This is a genomic window from Burkholderia sp. Bp8998 (genome assembly GCF_003854235.1).
Lineage (GTDB): Bacteria > Pseudomonadota > Gammaproteobacteria > Burkholderiales > Burkholderiaceae > Burkholderia.
The window spans coordinates 224753-244495 of the sequence record NZ_QTQF01000004.1 but is presented as its reverse complement, the minus strand read 5'-3'; the positions used below and the strand labels follow the sequence as shown (position 1 = coordinate 244495).

The 19743-nt window shown below is 68.3% G+C and carries 21 protein-coding genes; 11 read left to right on the top strand and 10 right to left on the bottom strand.

Going from position 1 to position 19743, the window contains the following annotated elements; genetic code table 11:
* Positions 1–18: 18 nt before the first annotated feature.
* The 5 genes from lpxK to DIE06_RS07460 all read left to right on the top strand — a co-directional run bounded on the left by lpxK (position 19) and on the right by DIE06_RS07460 (position 3998).
* Complete coding sequence (gene lpxK, locus DIE06_RS07480; protein WP_124660842.1) at positions 19–1047, top strand: tetraacyldisaccharide 4'-kinase; 1029 nt, start codon at positions 19–21, stop codon at positions 1045–1047.
* A complete protein-coding gene (locus tag DIE06_RS07475; RefSeq protein WP_124660841.1) occupies positions 1028–1231 on the top strand; it encodes a Trm112 family protein in 204 nt (67 codons plus the stop codon). The genes lpxK and DIE06_RS07475 overlap by 20 nt, the downstream gene beginning before the upstream one ends.
* 118 nt (positions 1232–1349) lie before the next feature.
* Positions 1350–2141 carry a 3-deoxy-manno-octulosonate cytidylyltransferase gene (gene kdsB / locus DIE06_RS07470; RefSeq protein WP_124660840.1) on the top strand — a complete coding sequence of 264 codons (792 nt, stop codon included), beginning with the start codon at positions 1350–1352 and terminating at the stop codon, positions 2139–2141.
* 206 nt (positions 2142–2347) lie between these two features.
* On the top strand, positions 2348–3010 hold the full coding sequence (gene adk / locus DIE06_RS07465) for an adenylate kinase (RefSeq protein ID WP_124499805.1): 663 nt from the start codon (positions 2348–2350) through the stop codon (positions 3008–3010).
* 229 nt (positions 3011–3239) lie between these two features.
* Positions 3240–3998 (top strand): 3-hydroxyacyl-CoA dehydrogenase, encoded by a 759-nt coding sequence (locus tag DIE06_RS07460; protein WP_124660839.1) that lies wholly within the window; start codon positions 3240–3242, stop codon positions 3996–3998.
* Positions 3999–4075: 77 nt separating this feature from the next.
* Here DIE06_RS07460 and DIE06_RS07455 read toward each other — a convergent pair whose 3' ends face one another.
* Both DIE06_RS07455 and murJ read right to left on the bottom strand, forming a co-directional pair.
* A complete protein-coding gene (locus DIE06_RS07455; protein WP_124660838.1) occupies positions 4076–4918 on the bottom strand; it encodes a SirB1 family protein in 843 nt (280 codons plus the stop codon).
* Between the two features lie 8 nt (positions 4919–4926).
* Positions 4927–6477: a murein biosynthesis integral membrane protein MurJ gene (murJ, locus tag DIE06_RS07450; RefSeq protein WP_124660837.1), complete on the bottom strand. Its 1551-nt coding sequence runs from the start codon at positions 6475–6477 to the stop codon at positions 4927–4929.
* Between the two features lie 304 nt (positions 6478–6781).
* On the opposite strand from murJ, the gene rpsT reads away from it, so the two are divergent.
* Entirely contained in the window at positions 6782–7054 is a 273-nt protein-coding gene (rpsT, locus tag DIE06_RS07445) for a 30S ribosomal protein S20 (protein ID WP_006482211.1), read from the top strand.
* A 148-nt stretch (positions 7055–7202) separates the two neighbouring features.
* Here rpsT and DIE06_RS07440 read toward each other — a convergent pair whose 3' ends face one another.
* Positions 7203–7523 carry a DUF3579 domain-containing protein gene (locus DIE06_RS07440; protein ID WP_006762342.1) on the bottom strand — a complete coding sequence of 107 codons (321 nt, stop codon included), beginning with the start codon at positions 7521–7523 and terminating at the stop codon, positions 7203–7205.
* Positions 7524–7936: 413 nt separating this feature from the next.
* Here DIE06_RS07440 and argF point away from each other — a divergent pair, with 413 nt between their 5' ends.
* On the top strand, positions 7937–8866 hold the full coding sequence (argF, locus tag DIE06_RS07430; RefSeq protein ID WP_124660836.1) for an ornithine carbamoyltransferase: 930 nt from the start codon (positions 7937–7939) through the stop codon (positions 8864–8866).
* Between the two features lie 120 nt (positions 8867–8986).
* Here argF and murB read toward each other — a convergent pair whose 3' ends face one another.
* Positions 8987–10036 carry a UDP-N-acetylmuramate dehydrogenase gene (gene murB / locus DIE06_RS07425; protein ID WP_124660835.1) on the bottom strand — a complete coding sequence of 350 codons (1050 nt, stop codon included), beginning with the start codon at positions 10034–10036 and terminating at the stop codon, positions 8987–8989.
* A 136-nt stretch (positions 10037–10172) separates the two neighbouring features.
* On the opposite strand from murB, the gene DIE06_RS07420 reads away from it, so the two are divergent.
* Positions 10173–10658: a YajQ family cyclic di-GMP-binding protein gene (locus DIE06_RS07420; RefSeq protein WP_014896235.1), complete on the top strand. Its 486-nt coding sequence runs from the start codon at positions 10173–10175 to the stop codon at positions 10656–10658.
* A gap of 106 nt (positions 10659–10764) precedes the next feature.
* Here the strand turns inward: DIE06_RS07420 and plsY are convergent, their stop codons facing one another.
* Positions 10765–11403 (bottom strand): glycerol-3-phosphate 1-O-acyltransferase PlsY, encoded by a 639-nt coding sequence (plsY, locus tag DIE06_RS07415; protein ID WP_124660834.1) that lies wholly within the window; start codon positions 11401–11403, stop codon positions 10765–10767.
* A 182-nt stretch (positions 11404–11585) separates the two neighbouring features.
* Positions 11586–12077: a Cys-tRNA(Pro) deacylase gene (gene ybaK / locus DIE06_RS07410; protein WP_124660833.1), complete on the bottom strand. Its 492-nt coding sequence runs from the start codon at positions 12075–12077 to the stop codon at positions 11586–11588.
* A gap of 288 nt (positions 12078–12365) precedes the next feature.
* On the opposite strand from ybaK, the gene DIE06_RS07405 reads away from it, so the two are divergent.
* Positions 12366–13928, top strand: coding sequence for a class I adenylate-forming enzyme family protein (locus DIE06_RS07405; RefSeq protein ID WP_124660832.1), 1563 nt, complete (start codon positions 12366–12368; stop codon positions 13926–13928).
* Between the two features lie 46 nt (positions 13929–13974).
* Here DIE06_RS07405 and xerD read toward each other — a convergent pair whose 3' ends face one another.
* The 3 genes from xerD to queG form a co-directional block, all read right to left on the bottom strand.
* The gene (gene xerD / locus DIE06_RS07400) at positions 13975–14937 is read right to left on the bottom strand and encodes a site-specific tyrosine recombinase XerD (protein ID WP_124660831.1); all 963 of its coding nucleotides are present in this window, start codon (positions 14935–14937) and stop codon (positions 13975–13977) included.
* Positions 14934–15404, bottom strand: a complete 471-nt coding sequence (locus DIE06_RS07395) for a methylated-DNA--[protein]-cysteine S-methyltransferase (protein WP_124660830.1) — start codon at positions 15402–15404, stop codon at positions 14934–14936. Before DIE06_RS07395 ends, xerD begins: the two co-directional genes overlap by 4 nt.
* 63 nt (positions 15405–15467) lie before the next feature.
* Positions 15468–16703 carry a tRNA epoxyqueuosine(34) reductase QueG gene (gene queG, locus DIE06_RS07390; RefSeq protein WP_124660829.1) on the bottom strand — a complete coding sequence of 412 codons (1236 nt, stop codon included), beginning with the start codon at positions 16701–16703 and terminating at the stop codon, positions 15468–15470.
* A gap of 17 nt (positions 16704–16720) precedes the next feature.
* Here queG and tsaE point away from each other — a divergent pair, with 17 nt between their 5' ends.
* Together tsaE and DIE06_RS07380 are read left to right on the top strand one after the other, a co-directional pair.
* Positions 16721–17272, top strand: coding sequence for a tRNA (adenosine(37)-N6)-threonylcarbamoyltransferase complex ATPase subunit type 1 TsaE (tsaE, locus tag DIE06_RS07385; protein WP_124660828.1), 552 nt, complete (start codon positions 16721–16723; stop codon positions 17270–17272).
* A complete protein-coding gene (locus DIE06_RS07380) occupies positions 17254–18780 on the top strand; it encodes an N-acetylmuramoyl-L-alanine amidase (protein ID WP_124660827.1) in 1527 nt (508 codons plus the stop codon). The genes tsaE and DIE06_RS07380 overlap by 19 nt, the downstream gene beginning before the upstream one ends.
* Before the next feature lie 45 nt (positions 18781–18825).
* Here the strand turns inward: DIE06_RS07380 and DIE06_RS07375 are convergent, their stop codons facing one another.
* Positions 18826–19704 (bottom strand): EamA family transporter, encoded by an 879-nt coding sequence (locus tag DIE06_RS07375; RefSeq protein ID WP_185733365.1) that lies wholly within the window; start codon positions 19702–19704, stop codon positions 18826–18828.
* Positions 19705–19743 lie beyond the last annotated feature (39 nt).

Genomic DNA, 19743 nt, shown 5'->3' with positions numbered 1-19743 from the left:
CGCGCCGCGCCCGGCCCGATGAGCGCGCCCGGCGGCCCGCTCGCGCGGCTCGAAGCGCGCCTCACGCGCGAATGGCAGCGGCGCGGCGCCCTCGCGTGGGCGCTCACGCCGTTCGCGTGCGTGTTCGGCCTGTGCGCGGCGCTGCGCCGCACGGCCTACGCGCAGGGCTGGAAGCAACCGGTCGACGTCGGCGTGCCCGTCGTCGTGGTCGGCAACGTCACCGTCGGCGGCACCGGCAAGACGCCGACCGTGATCGCGCTGGTCGATGCGCTGCGCGCGGCCGGTTTCACGCCGGGCGTCGTGTCGCGCGGCTACGGCGCGAACGTGAAGGCGCCCACCGCGGTCACGCCCGCGTCGCGCGCGAGCGCAGCCGGCGACGAACCGCTGTTGATCGCGCGCCGCACCGGTGCGCCCGTGTGGGTGTGCCCCGACCGCGTCGCGGCCGTGCAGGCGCTGCGCGCCGCGCATCCTGACGTCGACGTGATCGTCAGCGACGACGGCCTCCAGCACTACCGCCTCGCGCGCACGGTCGAGCTCGTCGTGTTCGACCACCGGCTCGGCGGCAACGGCTTCCTGCTGCCGGCCGGGCCGCTGCGCGAGCCGCTGTCGCGCCATCGCGACGCGACGCTCGTCAACGACCCGTACAGCGGCGCGCTGCCGCCGTGGCCCGATACCTATGCGCTCGCGCTGACACCGGGCGCCGCCTGGCACCTCGACAAGCCGGCGCTGCGCCGCCCGCTGTCGCAATTCGCGAACGAGCGTGTGCTCGCCGCGGCCGGCATCGGCGCGCCGGAACGCTTCTTCGCGACGCTGCGCGCGGCCGGCCTCGCGCCGGCGACGCGCGCGCTGCCCGACCATTACGCGTTCGCCGACAATCCGTTCGTCGACGACGCAGTCGATGCGATCCTGATCACCGAGAAGGATGCAGTAAAATTGGGCGCTTCCTGGCGCGACGCTCGGCTGTGGGTCGTCCCCGTCGAAGCCGCGCTCGATCCTCGCCTCATTGCCCTCGTTGTGGAGAAACTCCGTGGACGCTCGCCTGCTTGAAATCCTTGTGTGCCCTATCTGCAAAGGCCCGCTCCACTATGACCGCGCCGCGCAGGAGCTGATCTGCAACGCCGACAAGCTCGCCTACCCGATCCGCGACGGCATCCCCGTGATGCTCGTCGACGAAGCACGCCAGACCGTCGAAGGCACGCCGGTCGACCCCGCCGGCCCGGCCGGCAACTAAACGCCGCACCGCTGCACCTGCGCCCGGCCGCGGTTCGCCCGCGGCCGCGTGCCGGATCCTGCCGGGCGGCCTGCCTTCGACGCGCCGCCCGCCCCGCTCTTCTCACCGACCCGCCCCGATGACTCATCCGCAGCCCTTCATCGCCGTCATTCCTGCCCGGCTCGCGTCGACGCGCCTGCCGAACAAGCCGCTCGCCGATCTCGGCGGCAAGCCGATGGTCGTCCGCGTCGCCGAGCGCGCGCGCGAGGCGGGCGCGCAGCAGGTGCTCGTCGCGTCCGACGCGCAGAGCGTGCTCGACGCGGCGCGCGAGCACGGTTTCGAAGCGGTGCTGACACGCGCCGACCATCCGTCCGGCACCGACCGGCTCGCGGAAGTCGCCGCGACGTTCGGGTGGAGCGACGATACCGTCGTCGTCAACGTGCAGGGCGATGAACCGCTGATCGACCCGGCGCTCGTGCGCGACGTAGCGTCGCACCTCGCCGCGCATCCGGACTGCGCGATCGCGACCGCCGCGCACCCGATCCACGACGCGGCCGACGTGTTCAACCCGAACATCGTGAAGGTCGCGCTCGACGCGCGCAACGTCGCGATGTACTTCTCGCGCGCGCCGATTCCGTGGAGCCGCGATGCGTACCAGCCACACTGGCCCGACGTCGCAGCCATGCCAGCACCGGCTTTTCCGGTGTATCGCCACATCGGCCTCTACGCGTATCGCGCGCGTTTCCTGCGCACCTATCCGTCGCTCGCGCAGGCGCCGATCGAGCAGGCCGAACAGCTCGAACAGCTGCGCGCGATGTGGCACGGCGAGCGTATCGCCGTGCTGATCACCGAGCATGCGCCCGAAGCCGGAATCGACACGCCGGCCGATCTCGCACGCGTGCAGGCCCTTTTTCGGCCGAGTTCAAAATAACCCGTGGCATAATCAGGCGATTGTGCGAGCCGTCCGCGACCCGCGCGCCTCGCTTGACCCCGCCACGGCCCGTCCCGGCAGCCGCGCGTCGCTTTTCACCGACGCGCTGCATCAGACCAGTCCGCCGCGCGCAAGGCAAGCCCGCGCACGCTGTCGCCGACGCTTTTGCGTCTCGCCACACGAATCTACATACCGGAGATATCACCATGCGTTTGATCCTGTTGGGTGCGCCCGGCGCGGGCAAGGGTACCCAGGCAAACTTCATCAAGGAAAAGTTCGGCATCCCGCAAATCTCGACGGGCGACATGCTGCGCGCGGCCGTCAAGGCCGGCTCGCCGCTCGGCGTCGAGGCGAAGGGCTACATGGACGCCGGCAAGCTCGTGCCGGACGCGCTGATCATCGGCCTCGTGAAGGAGCGCCTGAAGGAATCCGACTGCGCGAACGGCTATCTGTTCGACGGCTTCCCGCGCACGATCGCGCAGGCTGACGCGATGAAGGAAGCCGGCGTTGCGATCGACTACGTGCTCGAAATCGACGTCCCGTTCTCGGAGATCGTCGAGCGCATGAGCGGCCGCCGCACGCACCCGGCATCGGGCCGCACGTACCACGTGAAGTTCAACCCGCCGAAGGTCGAGGGCAAGGACGACGTGACGGGCGAACCGCTGATCCAGCGCGACGACGACAAGGAAGAAACCGTCAAGAAGCGTCTCGAAGTGTACGAAGCGCAGACCAAGCCGCTGATCACGTACTACGGCGACTGGGCGCAGCGCGGCGAGGAAAACGGCCTGAAAGCCCCGCAGTATCGCAAGATCTCGGGCCTCGGCAGCGTCGATGAAATCCGCGAGCGTGCGTTCGACGCACTGAAGTAAGCACCGCGTCGTGCACCGCAAGCCGCCCTTTCCGGGCGGTTTTTTTTCGTCCGTTTCGTCTGCGTTGTCGATTCGGTCCGTTTCCTCCGACCCGGATTCGCACGATCGTGCCGGTCTCGCCGGCGCCCGGCGGCGCCCCGTACAATCGATCGAACGTATGCGCCGCGTGAACCGGCGCGGCGCCCTTTCCTCCGATCGACCGGCATCGGACCCAACCAAGGAGACAGTGATGGAGATTCGCGGCAACGTCTTTCTGATCACGGGCGGCGCATCGGGCCTCGGCGCCGGAACGGCCCGCATGCTTGCGCAGGCCGGCGGCAAGGTCGTGCTCGCCGACCTGAACGAGGCGGCCGGCACGGCGCTCGCGGGCGAGCTGGGCGGCCTGTTCGTGCGCTGCGACGTGTCGAGCGAGAGCGACGCGCAGGCGGCCGTCGACGCCGCGACGCGCGCGGGCACGCTGCGCGGCCTCGTGAACTGCGCGGGCATCGCGCCCGCCGCGAAAACCGTCGGCAAGGACGGTGCGCATCCGCTCGACGTGTTCGCGAAGACGATCAACGTGAACCTGATCGGCACCTTCAACATGACCCGGCTCGCGGCGGCCGCAATGGCCGCGACCGCGCCGAACGACGGCGGCGAACGCGGCGTGATCGTCAGTACCGCATCGGTCGCCGCCTACGACGGGCAGATCGGCCAGGCCGCGTATGCGGCGTCGAAGGCCGGCGTCGCGGGCATGACGCTGCCGATCGCACGCGACCTGTCGCGCAGCGGCATTCGCGTGATGACAATCGCGCCCGGGCTGTTCGAGACACCGATGCTGCTCGGCATGCCGAAGGACGTGCAGGACGCGCTCGGCGCGATGGTGCCGTTCCCGCCGCGGCTCGGCAAACCGGACGAATACGCGATGCTGGTGCGCCAGATCGTCGAGAACCCGATGCTCAACGGCGAAGTGATCCGCCTCGACGGCGCGATCCGGATGCAGCCGAAATAAGTGCGAACGAGTGCAAACGAAAAACGCCCGCCATGCGGGCGTCTTGACGTTCCGGGTTCCAGCGATACGGTGAAGGCTCAGTCCTCGCCGTCGCGCTGCATTCGCTGCCGCAATTCGGTCACCTGCGATTCGACGACGGTCGCGTCGTCCGCATCGGGCCGCTCGCCCAGATACTGCTCGAGATCCTCGAGCGCGGGGCGCAAATAATCGAGCCGCGCATACGCGAAGCCGCGGTCGCGCACCTCGTCGAGGTGTTCAGGCAACAGGATCACGAGCCGCTGCTGCACCGCCAGCAGCCGCTGCCAGCGTTCCGTCTGCAGATAGATCGTCTTCAGGTTGCGCAGCATCCGCGCGATGATCTCGCGGCTCGTGGCCGGCTGCAGCAGCGCGCGCAACGCGCTGTCGACCGCGCCCGCCGCACGCGCGACGTACGGCTCGAGCATCTCGACCATCTCGGCTTCGGACAGCGAATGGCCGTTGGTCGGATCGATGATCAGGTCGCCGTCCGGCAGCGTGACGCGCAGCAGGAAGTGGCCGGGGAACGACACGCCGCGCGCCGGCACGCCGATCTGCTCGGCGAGCTCCAGGTACAGCACCGACAGCGAAATCGGAATCCCGCGCCGCCGCTTCAGCACCGCGTTCAGGTGGCTGTTATCGGGGTCGTAGTAATCGTTGTGATTGCATGCGAAGCCGAGTTCGCGGAAGAAGAATTCGTTCAGCGCGGCGACGCGGTCCTTCAGATCCGCATCGTCGGCGAACCGGCGGCCCAGCCGCGCGGCCAGCATGTCGATTTCGGCCAGCGTGCCCTGCAGGTCGAGGTCGGGATACGCGTCCTGCGCGAGCGACAGCGCGGTTTCCGTGACGGGCAGACTGTCGTCGTCCGCCACGAGCGTGCTGAAGTAGTCGAGGACGCGGGTCATTGCAGTCGTCACTTGGCGCGCCTTCTGAAGTAAGCGTATTTGAAGCCCATCACCCACAACATACCGAAATATAGTGCAGCGAACAGCACGAGGCACGCGGCCATCAGCGCAATGCGATCGAGCGGCTGCGCACGCATGCCGGTCCAGTCGAAGCTGATCGCGCACCAGTGCATCAGGCCTGCGAGCACGAGCGACGCGCCGATCATCTGCATGAAGAAGCGCAGCCAGCCCGGCGACGGCTGGTAGATACCGCGCTTGCGCAGCCCGAGGAACAGCAGCAGCGAGTTCAGGCATGCGCCGACGCCGATGCTCAGCGTGAGGCCCGCATGGCCGATCAGCGGCACGAACACGTAGTTCGAGATCTGCGTGACGATCAGCACGCCGATCGCGATCTTCACGGGCGTCTTGATGTCCTGCTTCGCGTAGAAGCCCGGCGCGAGAATCTTGATCAGGATGATGCCGACGAGACCGATCCCGTAGGTCGCGAGCGCGCGCGCGACCATCGTGACGGTATGCGCGTCGAACTTGCCGTAGTTGAACAGCGTCGCGGTGAGCGGCGTCGCGAAGAAGAACAGCGCGAGCGCGCTCGGCGCCGCGAGCAGGAACGTGACCCGCAGCCCCCAGTCGAGCAGCGCCGAATATTCATGCGAATCGGCGTCGACGTGCGCCTTCGACAGGCTCGGCAGCAGGATCGTGCCGAGCGCGACGCCGAGCAGCGCGGTCGGGAATTCCATCAGGCGGTCGGCGTAGTTGATCCACGACACCGCGCCCTGCCCGAGCCGCGACGCGATGTTGGTGTTGATGATCAGCGACAGTTGCGCGACCGACACCGCGAACGTCGCAGGCACCATCTTGGCGAGCACGCGCTTCACGCCGGGATGACGCAGCGCGCGCACCGGGTTGAGGCCGATCAGCGGCACCATGTCGATCTTCTTCAGCCCCGGCAGCTGCACGAGGAACTGCAGCACGCCGCCCACGATGACGGCCCACGCGAGCGCGTAGACCGGCACCTTCAGGTGCGGCGCGACGAACACGGCCGCGGCGATGAACGCGACGTTGAGCAGTACCGGCGCGAACGCCGGCAGCGAGAAACTCTTGTAGGTGTTGAGCACGCCGGACGCGAGCGTCGTCAGCGAGATGAACACGATGTACGGGAACATGATCCGCGTCATCGTGACCGCGAGCGGGAACGCCTGCCCGTCGGTGTGCAGGCCGGACGCGACCGCGAACACGACCCACGACGCGCCGGCGATCCCGAGGACCGACAGCACGGCGAGCGCCCAGGCGAGCACGGTCGACATCGCGTCGACGAGCGCCTTGGTCGCATCGTGTCCCTGCTGGTTCTTGAACTCGGCCAGGATCGGCACGAACGCCTGCGAGAACGCGCCTTCGGCAGACAGGCGGCGCAGCAGGTTTGGAATACGGAAAGCGACGTAGAACGCGTCGGTGTATTGACTGGCGCCGAACGCACGGGCGATCAGCGTCTCGCGGGCCAGTCCGGTCACGCGCGACAGCAGCGTGAAGCCGCTGACCGTCAGCAGGGCTCGGAATAGATTCATGGGGCGCTTATTATACGGACGTTGCGTGTCCCGGCACGGACGGATGCGGAAAAGCGTGCGCGCCGCTGGCGCCCCGTCCTGCCGATGTCACGTCGAACTTGCCACGCGCTTGATTTTGTTGCTATAATCGCCGGTTTCTGAGCCTGTTACATGCACGGCGCCTGTCGTTTTCATGTCTCGGCCTCGGTTAAAATCACCGTTTTTTTATGCGCCCCTGGGCAATCGTTCTCAGGGGACGGATCGAAAAGCAGCGCTTGGCCGTCAGGCTCCAAGCTCTGGAAACAGGACAGGATAAGGAACCGTCATGGCTAACTCCGCACAAGCACGCAAGCGCGCCCGCCAGGCCGCGAAGGCAAATTCGCACAACTCGGCGCTGCGCTCGAAATTCCGTACCGCGATCAAGTCGGTTCGCAAGGCTGTTGAAGCCGGCGACCAGGCAAAGGCTGCCGAGCTGTTCAAGGCTGCCGTGAAGACGATCGACACGATCGCCGACAAGAAGATCGTTCACAAGAACAAGGCCGCTCGCAGCAAGAGCCGCCTCGCCGCAGCCGTCAAGGGTCTGCAGGCAGCAGCGTAAATCCGGTGCGCCCGCTTCGGCGGGCGCTCCTGTTTCCTGCGATCGCAAAAAAGCCCGCCTAGGCGGGCTTTTTTGTTGCGCGTCGTCCGCGCATCGCGCTGGGGCGATTGCCGGACGCGGGCACGGCACGCGCCCTCGCCCGTCGAATTTACTTCTTTTCGTTGTAGTCCGGCAGCTCGCACGCCTCGGTGACGACGAGGTTGTTGTCCTTCGCGAAGTTCAGCACGAAATCGAACGCCATCGGCTCGATGTCGCGCAGCCGGGAATCGAGGATCACGCATTTCAGGTCGCCGAGCATCGTCGGGCGCACGTACAGCGAATATTTCAGGCGCGCGTTCGGCCCGCTCGCACCGGGCCCGAAGCAGGCCATCACGCCGGCCAGACGCTCCGACCAGTCGCTCGGGCGAAATTTTTTCCCGTCTTTCGTGATGCCCTGGATGAAGAATTCGGTCGGAGGGGTTTCAGCCATGTGGTTACCCAAGTGACGGCCCGGCGATGTCCTGGCGACGGCGCCTGGACACGCGAACACAAAGCTGGAGTGGACCGCGGCACACGCGCTCCGATATCCCGAAAACAGGCCGTCGATGCGTGCCGCCGGCGCGCCGCACCGGATTTGTGCAGCGCACGGCTTGTGTCCGGCAGAGCGCGAAAAGCCTTGCCTGCCGGGCTGGAGAAAACTTTTTGATTATACCGCAGCGCGCCATCGCGCGTCGTGCCGCGGCCCCTGTTCCGACGCCCTCCCTTGCTCCTCCCGGTCGCTCCCCGCTTTTCTTCGCGGCTCGTCAAAGCACAGAAAATCCTTTATGCTGCTTTGAGTTATCCACACCCGACGGCGGCGCCGTCCGGCCCCGCTGCCGGGTGAGACCCGCCGTATTTCGTTTCATGACCGCCAAAACCATTCGTCACTACCTGCAGTTCAAGGATTTCTCGCTGGAAGACTACGAGTACGTGCTCGAACGCACGGGTATCCTGAAGCGCAAGTTCAAGAACTACGAGACCTATCACCCGCTGCACGACCGCACGCTCGCGATGATCTTCGAGAAGAGCTCGACGCGCACGCGCCTGTCGTTCGAAGCCGGCATCTTCCAGCTCGGCGGCCACGCGGTGTTCATGAGCACGCGCGACACGCAGCTCGGCCGCGGCGAGCCGGTCGAGGATTCCGCGCAGGTCATCTCGCGGATGGTCGACATCATCATGATCCGCACGTTCGAGCAGGACGTGATCACGCGTTTCGCGCAGAACTCCCGCGTACCGGTGATCAACGGCCTGACCAACGAGTACCACCCGTGCCAGGTGCTCGCCGACATCTTCACGTACTACGAGCACCGCGGCCCGATCGCCGGCAAGACGGTCGCGTGGGTCGGCGATGCGAACAACATGCTGTACACCTGGATCGAAGCCGCGCAGATCCTCGGCTTCAAGCTGCGCCTGTCGACGCCGCCGGGCTATGCGCTCGACATGAAGCTCGTGTCGCCGGACAGCGCGCCGTTCTACGAGGTGTTCGACGATCCGAACGAAGCGTGCAAGAGCGCCGATCTCGTGACGACCGACGTGTGGACGAGCATGGGCTTCGAAGCCGAGAACGAAGCGCGCAAGCAGGCGTTTGCCGACTGGTGCGTCGACGAGGAAATGATGGGCCACGCGAACCCGGACGCGCTCTTCATGCACTGCCTGCCCGCGCATCGCGGCGAGGAAGTGACGGCCGGCGTGATCGACGGCCCGCAGAGCGTCGTGTGGGACGAGGCGGAAAACCGCCTGCACGTGCAGAAGGCACTGATGGAGTTCCTGCTGCTTGGCCGCCTCAAGCACTGACCGCGGCACCCGCGCGCCGCCGGAGCCCGGCGGCATATGAACGAAAGGCGCCGATCGACGATCGGCGCTTTTCGTTTGTACGGGGCGAAGCGAATGAAACGCGCGGGACGAAAACGGGCGTCAAAGGCACACCGGCTCGGGTTCGAGCTCGACGCCGAACCGCTCGCGCACGTCGTCCTGGATCGCCCGCGCCAGCGCGAGCACGTCGGCGCCCGTCGCGCCGCCGCGATTCACCAGCACGAGCGCCTGCCGGTCGTGCACGGCCGCCGCGCCGAGCGCGCGTCCTTTCCAGCCGCAGCGGTCGATCAGCCAGCCGGCCGCGAGCTTCACCTGCCCGTCCGGCTGCGGATACGACACGACGTCCGGCGCGCGCGCGCGCAGCGCGTCGAACTGTGCGGCGTCGATCACCGGATTCTTGAAGAAACTGCCCGCGTTGCCGAGCACCAGCGGATCGGGCAGCTTCGCGCGGCGGATCGCGACGACCGCGTCGAACACGTCGAGCGGCGTCGCCGCGTCCGGTGCGATGCCGCGCGCGTCGAGCTCGCGCGTGACGTCCGCGTAGCCGAGTCGCGGCGTCCAGCGCTTGGGCAGCCGGAACGTCACCGCGACGATCGCGAAACGGCCGCGCCCCTCCCGCTTGAAGAAGCTGTCGCGGTAACCGAACGCGCAGCGCGCGGCGTCGAAGCGCTCGCTGCGCCCCGTCGCGAGTTCGACCGCGACCAGCGAGTCGAAATACGTCTTCATCTCGAGGCCGTACGCGCCGATGTTCTGGATCGGCGCGGCGCCGACCGTGCCCGGAATCAGTGCAAGGTTCTCGAGGCCCGGCATCCCGTGCTCGAGCGTCCACGCGACGAACGCGTGCCAGGTCTCGCCGCCGCCGGCCTCGACGTACCACGCGTCGTCGTCCTCGCGCACGACGCTGCGGCCGGCGATCTCGTCGAGCAGCACGACGCCGTCGAAATCGCGCGTGAACACGACGTTGCTGCCGCCGCCGAGCACGAGCTGCGGCAGCGACGCGACGCGCGGGTCGCGGTGCAGCGCCTCGAACTGCGCGGCGTGCGTGATGCGCGCGGCAAAGCGCGCCTGCGCGGCAATGCCGAACGTGTTGTGCGCGGCGAGCGGATGGTCGGGAAGCAGCGACAGGGCGGAATCGTCAGGAGGCATCGGCATTCGCGGTCACGTCCGCCGGGCGGGCGCACGGCCGGCCTTGGGCAAACGGAGGGGCATCGGTAAAATGGCAAACAGTCCGCAATTATAGCGAGTGCCCGCGCGCAAGCCGGGCGCCCGCATCTCAAGGGAGAATGCCATGCCATCGTTCGACGTCGTTTCCGAAGCGAACATGATCGAAGTGAAGAACGCCATCGAGCAGTCGAACAAGGAAATTTCGACGCGCTTCGACTTCAAGGGCTCCGACGCGCGCGTCGAGCAGAAGGAGCGCGAGCTGACGCTGTTCGCCGACGACGATTTCAAGCTCGGCCAGGTCAAGGACGTGCTGATCAACAAGCTCGCGAAGCGCAACGTCGACGTGCGCTTCCTCGACTACGGCAAGGTCGAGAAGATCGGCGGCGACAAGGTCAAGCAGGTCGTCACCGTGAAGAAGGGCGTGACGGGCGACCTCGCGAAGAAGATCGTCAGGCTCGTGAAAGACAGCAAGATCAAGGTGCAGGCGAGCATCCAGGGCGACGCGGTGCGCGTGGCCGGCACGAAGCGCGACGACCTGCAGAGCGTGATCGCGATGCTGCGCAAGGACGTGACCGACACCCCGCTCGACTTCAACAACTTCCGCGACTGATCGACGCCGCCAATCCCGCCGTCAACCGCGCCGTCAGTCGATTACGCCGCGCCGCCGGGCCCCGTACACGGGGCGCCCCGGCGGGCGGCAGCAGCAATCCCCTGCCTCAGACCTTGCCGCCGTCCTGCGCGCCGCCGTCGGACGCTGCCTTCTTCTTGTCGCCGATCCGGCTTTCCTGCCCCGCCAGCAGCTTCGAGATGTTGCCGCGGTGACGCCACACGAGCAGCACGCTCATCGCCAGCACGGCCCACGCGACCGGGTTGTGGCCGGTGCCGAACAGGAACACGTCGAACACCGGTGCGAACCCGGCCGCCACCAGCGCCGCGAGCGACGAATAGCGGAAGAAGAACGCGACGATCAGCCAGGTCAGCGCGGTCGCGAGGCCGAGCACCGGGTGCACGGCGAGCAGCACGCCGGCCGCGGTCGCGACGCCCTTGCCGCCCTGGAAGCGGAAGAACACCGGATACAGGTGGCCGAGGAACACGGCGATCGCGACCCACGCGACGGCGACGTCGGACAGCCCGAAGTGCCGCGCGAGCCAGACGGCGAGCCAGCCCTTGAAGGCGTCGCCGACGAGCGTCAGGATCGCGGCCTTCTTGTTGCCGCTGCGCAGCACGTTGGTCGCGCCGGGATTCTTCGACCCATACGAACGAGGATCGGCCAGGCCCATCGCGGCGCTGACGACGACGGCGAACGACACCGAACCGATCAGGTAGGCAACAAGTGCGGCGAGCAGGATCTGCATGCGGAGAACTCTTCTTTCAACGTATCGGTAAAGGGACGGCCGGGCGCGGCATGCCGGCCGGTTGGGGCTGGCGCCATCGCGGCGAACCGCCGGCAGGCCATGGCGGCCGGCCGTGCGGGCCGACCGGCCGAAACGGCGCCCATTCTACCGAACGAGCACCGCCTGCCACGAAGGTGAAACCCTCAGTCGACGCTCGCACACTGCACGGGCGTCGCACCGAGCAGCGCCGTGAGCACCGCCGGCGCGAGGCTGACGAGGTAGCCGCGACGGCCGCCATTCAGGTAGATCGTCGGCAATTCGAGAATGGTCGACTCGACGTACACGGGCATCGTCTTGCGCGTGCCGAACGGCGACGTGCCGCCGACCAGATAGCCGGAATGGCGGTTCGCGACGTCGGGCTTGCACGGCTCGACGCGCTTCGCGCCGATCTGCCGCGCGAGGTTCTTGGTCGACACCGTGCGGTCGCCGTGCATCAGCACGATCAGCGGCTTCGCGTGCTCGTCCTCCATCACGAGCGTCTTCACGACGCTGTGCTCGTCGACGCCGAGCTGGCGCGCCGATTCGCCGGTGCCGCCGTGCTCGACATAGTCGTACGGATGCTCGTCGAATGCGACGCCGTGGCGGCGCAACAGTTGCGTTGCGGGTGTCTCGGACACGTGTCTGGATTTGCTCATGGCGGCATTTTAATGGCGAACGACCGCCGGGCGGTCGTCATCGCGCGATCGCACCCTCTCGCGGCCGCGGCAGCGTGCCGTGCACCGGCGGTATACTCGCGGCCCTTTTGTCCCGCGATCCCGGGGGCGCGGGCGAGCGCGCCGGTTGCCGCGGCGCCCCCTCCGTCATCATTGCGGACATCGCTAAGTGCTATTGCCCGATTGACCGATTGTGGCGCGCCCGCCGTCATGGCACGATCGTTCGCAAAACTCGCCGCGCCGCCGCCCGGCCCTTCTTCTGGAGACGCCATGTCCTCGCCTGCCCGCCCATCCGCGCCGCTCGACGTCGCGGCACTGCTTGCCGCGCTGCCCGGCCGCATCGCGGACGTGCCCGCCCGCCGGGCCGCGCACGCGCCCGCGCATCCGGCGCTGATCGAGGACGCGCGCCGCCTGTCGTACGGCGAGCTGTCGCAGGCCGTCGATGCGGCCGCCGAGCGGCTCGCGCGCCTCGGCGTGCGCGGGGGCGATCGCGTGATGATCGTCGCGGAAAACAGCGTCGCGCAGATCGTGCTGCTGTTCGCGGTCGCGCGCGTCGACGCATGGGCGCTCGTGTCGAACGCGCGGCTGTCGGCCGGCGAACTCGATGCGATCGCCGCGCACGCACGGCCGAAGCTGATCGCGTTCGCGACGGAAGCATCGCCCGATGCGCGCACACACGCGGCGCGCTACGACGCGACGCCCGCCGACGCGCTGCCGGTCGACATCGGCGCGTGGTCGTACCGCGTCGACGCGAACGCGCCCGGCGAACCGGTGGCGGCCGACGGAGCCGCGCAGTGCGCGGCGCTGATCTACACGACCGGCACGACGGGTACGCCGAAAGGCGTGATGCTGTCGCACCGCAACCTGCTGTTCATCGCGGCGACGTCGAGCGCGCTGCGTGGCGTGTCGCCCGACGACGTCGTCTATGCCGTGCTGCCGGTGTCGCACGTGTACGGGCTCGCGTCGGTCTGCCTCGGCAGCCTGTACGCGGGCGCGACGCTGCGGCTCGCGCCGCGCTTCTCGCCGGAGGCCGTGCGCGTCGCGCTCGCCGACGAAGGCGTGACGATCTTCCAGGGCGTGCCCGCGATGCACGCGAAGCTGCTCGAGCACCTGCACACGCATGCGCACGCATGGCGCGCGCCGCGGCTGCGCTTCGCGTATTCGGGCGGCTCGCCGCTCGACGCCGACCTGAAGGCACGCGTCGAGCGCGTGTACGGCGTGCCGCTGCACAACGGCTACGGGATGACCGAGAGCAGCCCGACGATCACGCAGACGCCGCTCGACGCGCCGCGTACCGATTGCTCGGTCGGCGTGCCGATCCCGGGCGTGGAGATGCGGATCGTCGCACCGGACGGCGCCGACGTGCCGCCAGGCGAAGTGGGCGAAATCCGCGTGCGCGGGCCGAACGTGATGCTCGGCTACTACCGCAACGCGGACGCGACGCGCGCGGCCGTGTCGCCCGACGGCTGGCTCAGTACCGGCGATCTCGCGCGCCAGGAAGCGGACGGCTCGGTGACGATCGCGGGCCGCAGCAAGGAGCTGATCATCCGCTCGGGCTTCAACGTGTATCCGGTCGAGGTCGAACAGGAGCTGAACGCGCACCCGGACGTCGTGCAGGCGGCCGTCGTCGGCCGCGCGGTCGAGGGCAACGAGGAAGTGCTCGCGTTCGTCGAGCTGGTGCCGGGCGCGACCGCGACCGAAGCCGCGCTGCAGGCGTGGTGCGCGGAACGGCTCGCGCCCTACAAGCGCCCCGCGCGCATCCGGGTGCTCGATGCGCTGCCCGCCGCGTCGACGGGCAAGGTGCTGAAGCACAAGCTGCGCGAACTCGCGTGATGCGCGGCGCCGGCCGCATCCGGCGCATGGGCCGGCGCGCGCCGCGCTAGCCGCGCGGGTGATGTTGCGCGTGCAGCGTCTTCAGCCGCTCGCGCGCGACGTGCGTGTAGATCTGCGTGGTCGAGATGTCGCTGTGGCCGAGCAGCAGCTGCACGACGCGCAGGTCGGCGCCGTGGTTCAGCAGGTGCGTCGCGAACGCGTGCCGCAGCGTATGCGGCGACAGGTGCGCGCGCACGTCGGCCTGCTGCGCGTGGCGCTTGATGATGTTCCAGAACTGCTGGCGCGTCATCCCGTCGCCGCGCGCGGTCACGAACAGCGCGTCGGCCGCGCGCGCGCCGAGCAGCGCCGGCCGCGCGTCGCGCAGGTAGTGCTCGATCCAGCCGTGCGCGACTTCGCCGAACGGCACGAGCCGTTCCTTCGAACCCTTGCCCATCACGCGCACGACACCCTCGTTGAGCCCGACCTCGACGGTCTTCAGCGTGACGAGCTCGCTCACGCGCAGGCCACTCGCGTACATCAGCTCCAGCATCGTGCGATCGCGCAGGCCGAGCGGCGTGCCGATGTCGGGCGCGCCGAGCAGCGCCTCGACCTGCGCCTCGGACAGCGTCGATGGAAACCGCGCGGCCTGCCTCGCCGACGTGATCCGCAGCGTCGGGTCCGCGCTCGCACGATCCTCGCGCACGGCCCAGCCGTAATAGCGACGGAACACCGATAGCCGCCGGTTCGACGATGTCGCCTTGCCGTCGCTGCGCGCGGCGATGTAGCCGGTCACCATCGTTTCGTCGGCCGAGTCAAGCGACGTATCGTGCGTCGCGGCCAGCCATTGCGAAAACAGCATCAGATCGCGCCGGTACGCATCGAGTGTATTGCGCGCGAGCCCGTGCTCGAGCCACAGCGCGTCGCAGAACACGTCGATCGACGCGCGGCTCGCGAGCAGCGCGGGCGATACCGCGGCCTCGTCGCCGGTGGCGTCGGACGCGGAGTCGGGGGAAAGCAACGGTTCACTCATCGGTACGGCACGCCTTCGTGCGCCAGCAGCCAGCGCTTCACTTTCTGGTAATAGCCATTGTCGTCGTGGTTCGCGAAGCCGCCGAGGCCGCCTGCCGCGACGACGCGATGACACGGGATCACGAGCGGGAAGTAGTTCGCGCCGCACGCCTGGCCGACCGCGCGCGGCGCGCTGCCGATCCGCTTCGCGACCTGTCCGTAGGTCAGCACCGTGCCCGGCGGAATGTCGCTGATCACGTTCCACACGCGATGCTGGAAGGCACTGCCGACGTCGGCGAGCGGCAGGTCGAAGCGTGCCGATGCACGCTCGAAATAACGTTCGATCTGCTTGACCGCGCGCTTCGCGAGCGGCGAATCCGGATCGACCGACTTGACCGACTCGGGCAGATAGACGATCTCGCGCACCACCGCGGCATCGGTGCGGATGCCGACCTTGCCGAACGGTGCGTCGATGACTGCGTTGAACATGACCTTCTCCTCACCGGTGAAACGCGCGGCGCCGCCGCGCGCCGACGACACTTTACGCCGCCTTCATGCGGCACGCAGCGCCCATTCGACATGCTCGCGCACGACCGGCGACGGATCGTCGGCCCGCGCGCGCAACGCGGCGACGATCGCGTCGCGCGCATCGGGCGCGAGCCGATCGGCCGGCGCGCGCAACGCATTGCCGAGCCCGACCGCGAGATTGCGCAGCCAGCTTTCGTAACCGATGCGCCGGATCGCGCTGCCCTGCATCCGCGTATCGAATGCGTCGGCGTCCCAACCGAACAGCTCGACGAGAGTCGCGCGGTCGAGCCCGTGCCGCACGTCGAAATCGGCGACGGGCGCGGCCTGCGCGAACTTGTTCCACGGACACACGAGCTGGCAGTCGTCGCAGCCGTACACGCGGTTGCCGATCATCGGCCGCAGCGGCTCCGGAATGCTGCCTTTCAGTTCGATCGTCAGGTACGAGATGCAGCGGCGCGCGTCGACGCGATACGGTTCGACGATCGCACCGGTCGGACATGCGCCGATGCAGCGCGTGCAGCTGCCGCAGTGCGCGCCGGGCGTCTCGGGCGCGCTGTCGGGCGCCGTTTGCGCGTCGGTCGGCAGCGGCACGTCGACGTAGATCTCGCCGAGGAAGAACAGCGAACCCGCGTCGCGCTGCAGCAACAGCGTATGCTTGCCGCGCCAGCCGACCCCGGCCTTCTGCGCGAGTTCGACCTCGAGCACCGGTGCCGAATCGGTGAACACGCGGTAGCCGAATGCGCCGATCTCGTGCTCGATGCGTTCCGCGAGCGTCTGCAGCCGGTTGCGCAGCACCTTGTGATAGTCGCGGCCGCGTGCGTAGATCGACACGACGGCCGCCTGAGGATCGTCGAGACGCGCGCGCTCGCGTGCGCGCCAGTCCTGCGGCGCGAGCGCGCCAGATGATGCAGCGGGACCGTCGGCGGCGAGTGTCCGGGCCGGCAGATAGGCGAGCCGCGCGGAGATCACGCGTCGCGTACCGGCCACAAGTTCGGCCGGCCGCGCGCGTTTCATCCCGTGTTTCGCCATATAATCCATTTCGCCGTGGTACCCGGCTTCCAGCCAGGCGGCGAGGCCTGCTTCGGCATCCGAGAGATCGGTATCGCTGATGCCGATCGCCCCGAAACCCAATTCGCGCCCCCACGCCCTGATGCGCGCGGCGAGCGCAGTCAACGTCGCATCATCGAGCGCGCACGGCGCCGCGCCTTCGGCACGAGTCGAAGGCCTGTCGGATGCGGCGAGTTCCGGTAATCGGTTCATCGCACTATTTTACGAGAATGCCAGCCACGTCCCATACGCCTCATGCCGACACGCTGCCTGCCCCGCTCGCGGAGCGCGTGATCGCACTCGCCGACGAAGCGGCGACCGAGGCCTTCGGCACCCGCTTCGCGCACGCGCTCGACGCGGCACGCGGCGAACTCGCCCATGCACACGCGTTCGACGGACTGCAGATCCAGCTGATCGGCGACCTCGGCGCGGGCAAGACGACCCTCGTGCGCGCGATCCTGCGCGGCCTCGGCCACCCGGGACGCGTACGCAGCCCGACCTACACGCTCGTCGAACCGTACGCATTCGCGCGCGGCGACGGGGAACTTGAGGTCTATCACTTCGATCTGTATCGATTCAACGATCCGGCCGAGTGGTCCGACGCAGGCTTTCGCGAATATTTCAATTCCAGCGCGATCTGCCTCGTCGAATGGCCGCAACAGGCGGGCACCCTGCTCGGCGTGCCCGATCTGGTTTTCTCGCTCGACATTGATGGCGACGGCCGCGCCCTCACCGTCCGGGCGTACAGCGCTTCAGGAAAGGCATGTCTCGAAAGATGTTGATCAAACCGTTCCGCTCGATCGAATCGGCGGCCACCGCGACGCACAACTGGCGGCGCCGCCAGATCCTGCGCGCGGGCGCGTCGACGCTGGTGCTCGGTCTCGTCGCGCCGCGCCTCGCGCACGCGTCGTCGGTGCTCGGCGTGCGCGTGTGGCCGGCGCGCGATTACACGCGCGTCACGATCGAATCCGACCAGCCGCTGCAGAATAGCCAACAGCTGTTGCAGGGGCCCGACCGGCTCGTCGTCGACCTGAACGGGCTCGATCTCGACCAGGCGCTGCGCGACCTCGTGTCGAAGATCGCGCCGAACGATCCGCAGATCCAGTCGGTGCGCGTCGGCCAGTATCAGCCGCACGTCGTGCGGATGGTGTTCGACCTGAAAGGCTCGGTGAAGCCGCAGGTGTTCACGCTGCCGCCGGTGGGCACCTACAAGTACCGGCTCGTGTTCGACCTGTATCCGGCCGTCGCGCCCGATCCGCTGACCGACCTGATCGCGCAGACGGAGCGCAAGGAACAGGCGCTCAACGACTCCGCGCGCGCACAGCAGATGCAGCCGCCGACCGCGCTCGCGGGCCCGGCCGCGCCGCCGCCCACCGCGGGCGACAACAGCGACGCGTTCTTCCAGCGCTTCGCGCAGAACACGCCGGCGACGCCGCGCACGCCGCAAGCCGCCGCCACGCCTTCCACGCCCGCGAAGCCGGCCGTCAAGCCGCCGCCCGTCATCGCGCGTCGCGAAGACAGCGAGGACGACGGCGACACCTACAGGTTCACTGCGCCGAAATCCGGCAAGGGCGGCACCGTGCGCCTCTTGACGGTCGCGATCGATCCGGGCCACGGCGGCGAGGATCCGGGCGCGATCGGCGGCGGCGGTACGTACGAGAAGCACGTCGCGCTCGACATCGCGAAGAAGCTGCGCGCGAAGATCGACGGCGCGCCGAACATGCGCGCGATGATGACGCGCGACGCCGACTTCTTCGTCCCGCTGAACGTGCGCGTGCAGAAGGCGCGCCGCGTCGGCGCGGATCTCTTCGTGTCGATCCACGCCGATGCGTTCACGACGCCGTCCGCGCGAGGCTCGTCGGTGTTCGCGCTGTCCGACCACGGTGCGTCGAGCGCCGCGGCGCGCTGGCTCGCGAACAAGGAAAACTCGTCCGACCTGATCGGCGGCATCAACATCAAGACGCAGGACGCGGCCGTCAGCCGCGCGCTGTTCGACATGTCGACGACCGCGCAGATCCGCGATTCGCTGCGCTACGGCAACTACGTGCTGAAGGAAGTCGGCGGCATCAACAAGCTGCACAAGGGCTCGGTCGAGCAGGCCGGATTCGCGGTGCTGAAGGCGCCCGACATTCCGTCGATCCTCGTCGAGACCGCGTTCATCAGCAACCCGGAAGAGGAGAGCCGGCTGAACGACGACAGCTATCGCGACCAGATGGCCGACGCGATCTTCCGCGGCATCAAGCGTTACTTCGCCGCGAATCCGCCGCTCGCGAAGAGCCGGATGGCCTGACGGGCCACCCTCCCCCGCCGCCGGCACGCGCTGCGTGCCGGCGCGTCACGACGCCGCGAAACGGCGCACCAGCTTCCCGCCGAACACGTTCACCGCGAGCCCGCCCATCACGAGCGCGGCGCCGATCAGCTGCACGTCCGTCAGATGCTCGTCGAGCAGCAGCGCCGACGACGCGAGCCCGACGATCGGCACCAGCAGCGAGAACTGCGCGACCTGTGCGGCCGGATAGCGCGACATCAGGCGGCTCCACAAGCCGTAGCCGACGAGTGTCGCGACGAACGCGAGATAGACGACCGCGAAAATCGACGCGCCGTTCAGCCCGAGCAACGCGGCCTCGATCCGCTGCGGCCCCTCGAACCACAGCGACAGCAGGAAGAACGGCACGGGCGGCACGAGGCTCGCCCACACGACGAGCGACACCAGGTTCGCCTTGCCCACCTTCTTCGTGACGATGTTGCCGAACGCCCACATCGCGGCCGAGCAGATGGTCAGCAGGAAGCCCGCGAACGTCATCGCGCGGCCGCCCTGCGCCGCGATCAGGGCGAGCCCGGCCGCGGCGATCGCGAGCCCGACCAGGTTCTGCACGCGCAGCCGCTCGCCGAGGAACAGCATCGCGAACACCAGCGTGAAGAATGCCTGCGACTGCAGCACGAGCGACGCGAGGCCGGCCGGCATGCCCACGTACATGCCGGTGAACAGGAACACGAACTGGCCGAGCTGGATCGTCGCGCCGTACAGGATCAGCATGCGCCACGGAATCTGCGGCCGGCGCACGAAGAACACCGCGGGCACCGCCGCGAGCGTGAAGCGCAGCGCACCGAGCAGCATCGGCGGCATGCCATGCAGGCCGACCTTGATCACGACGAAGTTCACGCCCCACGCCAGGATCACGACCAGCGCGAGCAGCAAGTCCTTCGGGGCCATCATCGGCGTCTCCTCAATTGTCGGATGGTTTCCGCAGCC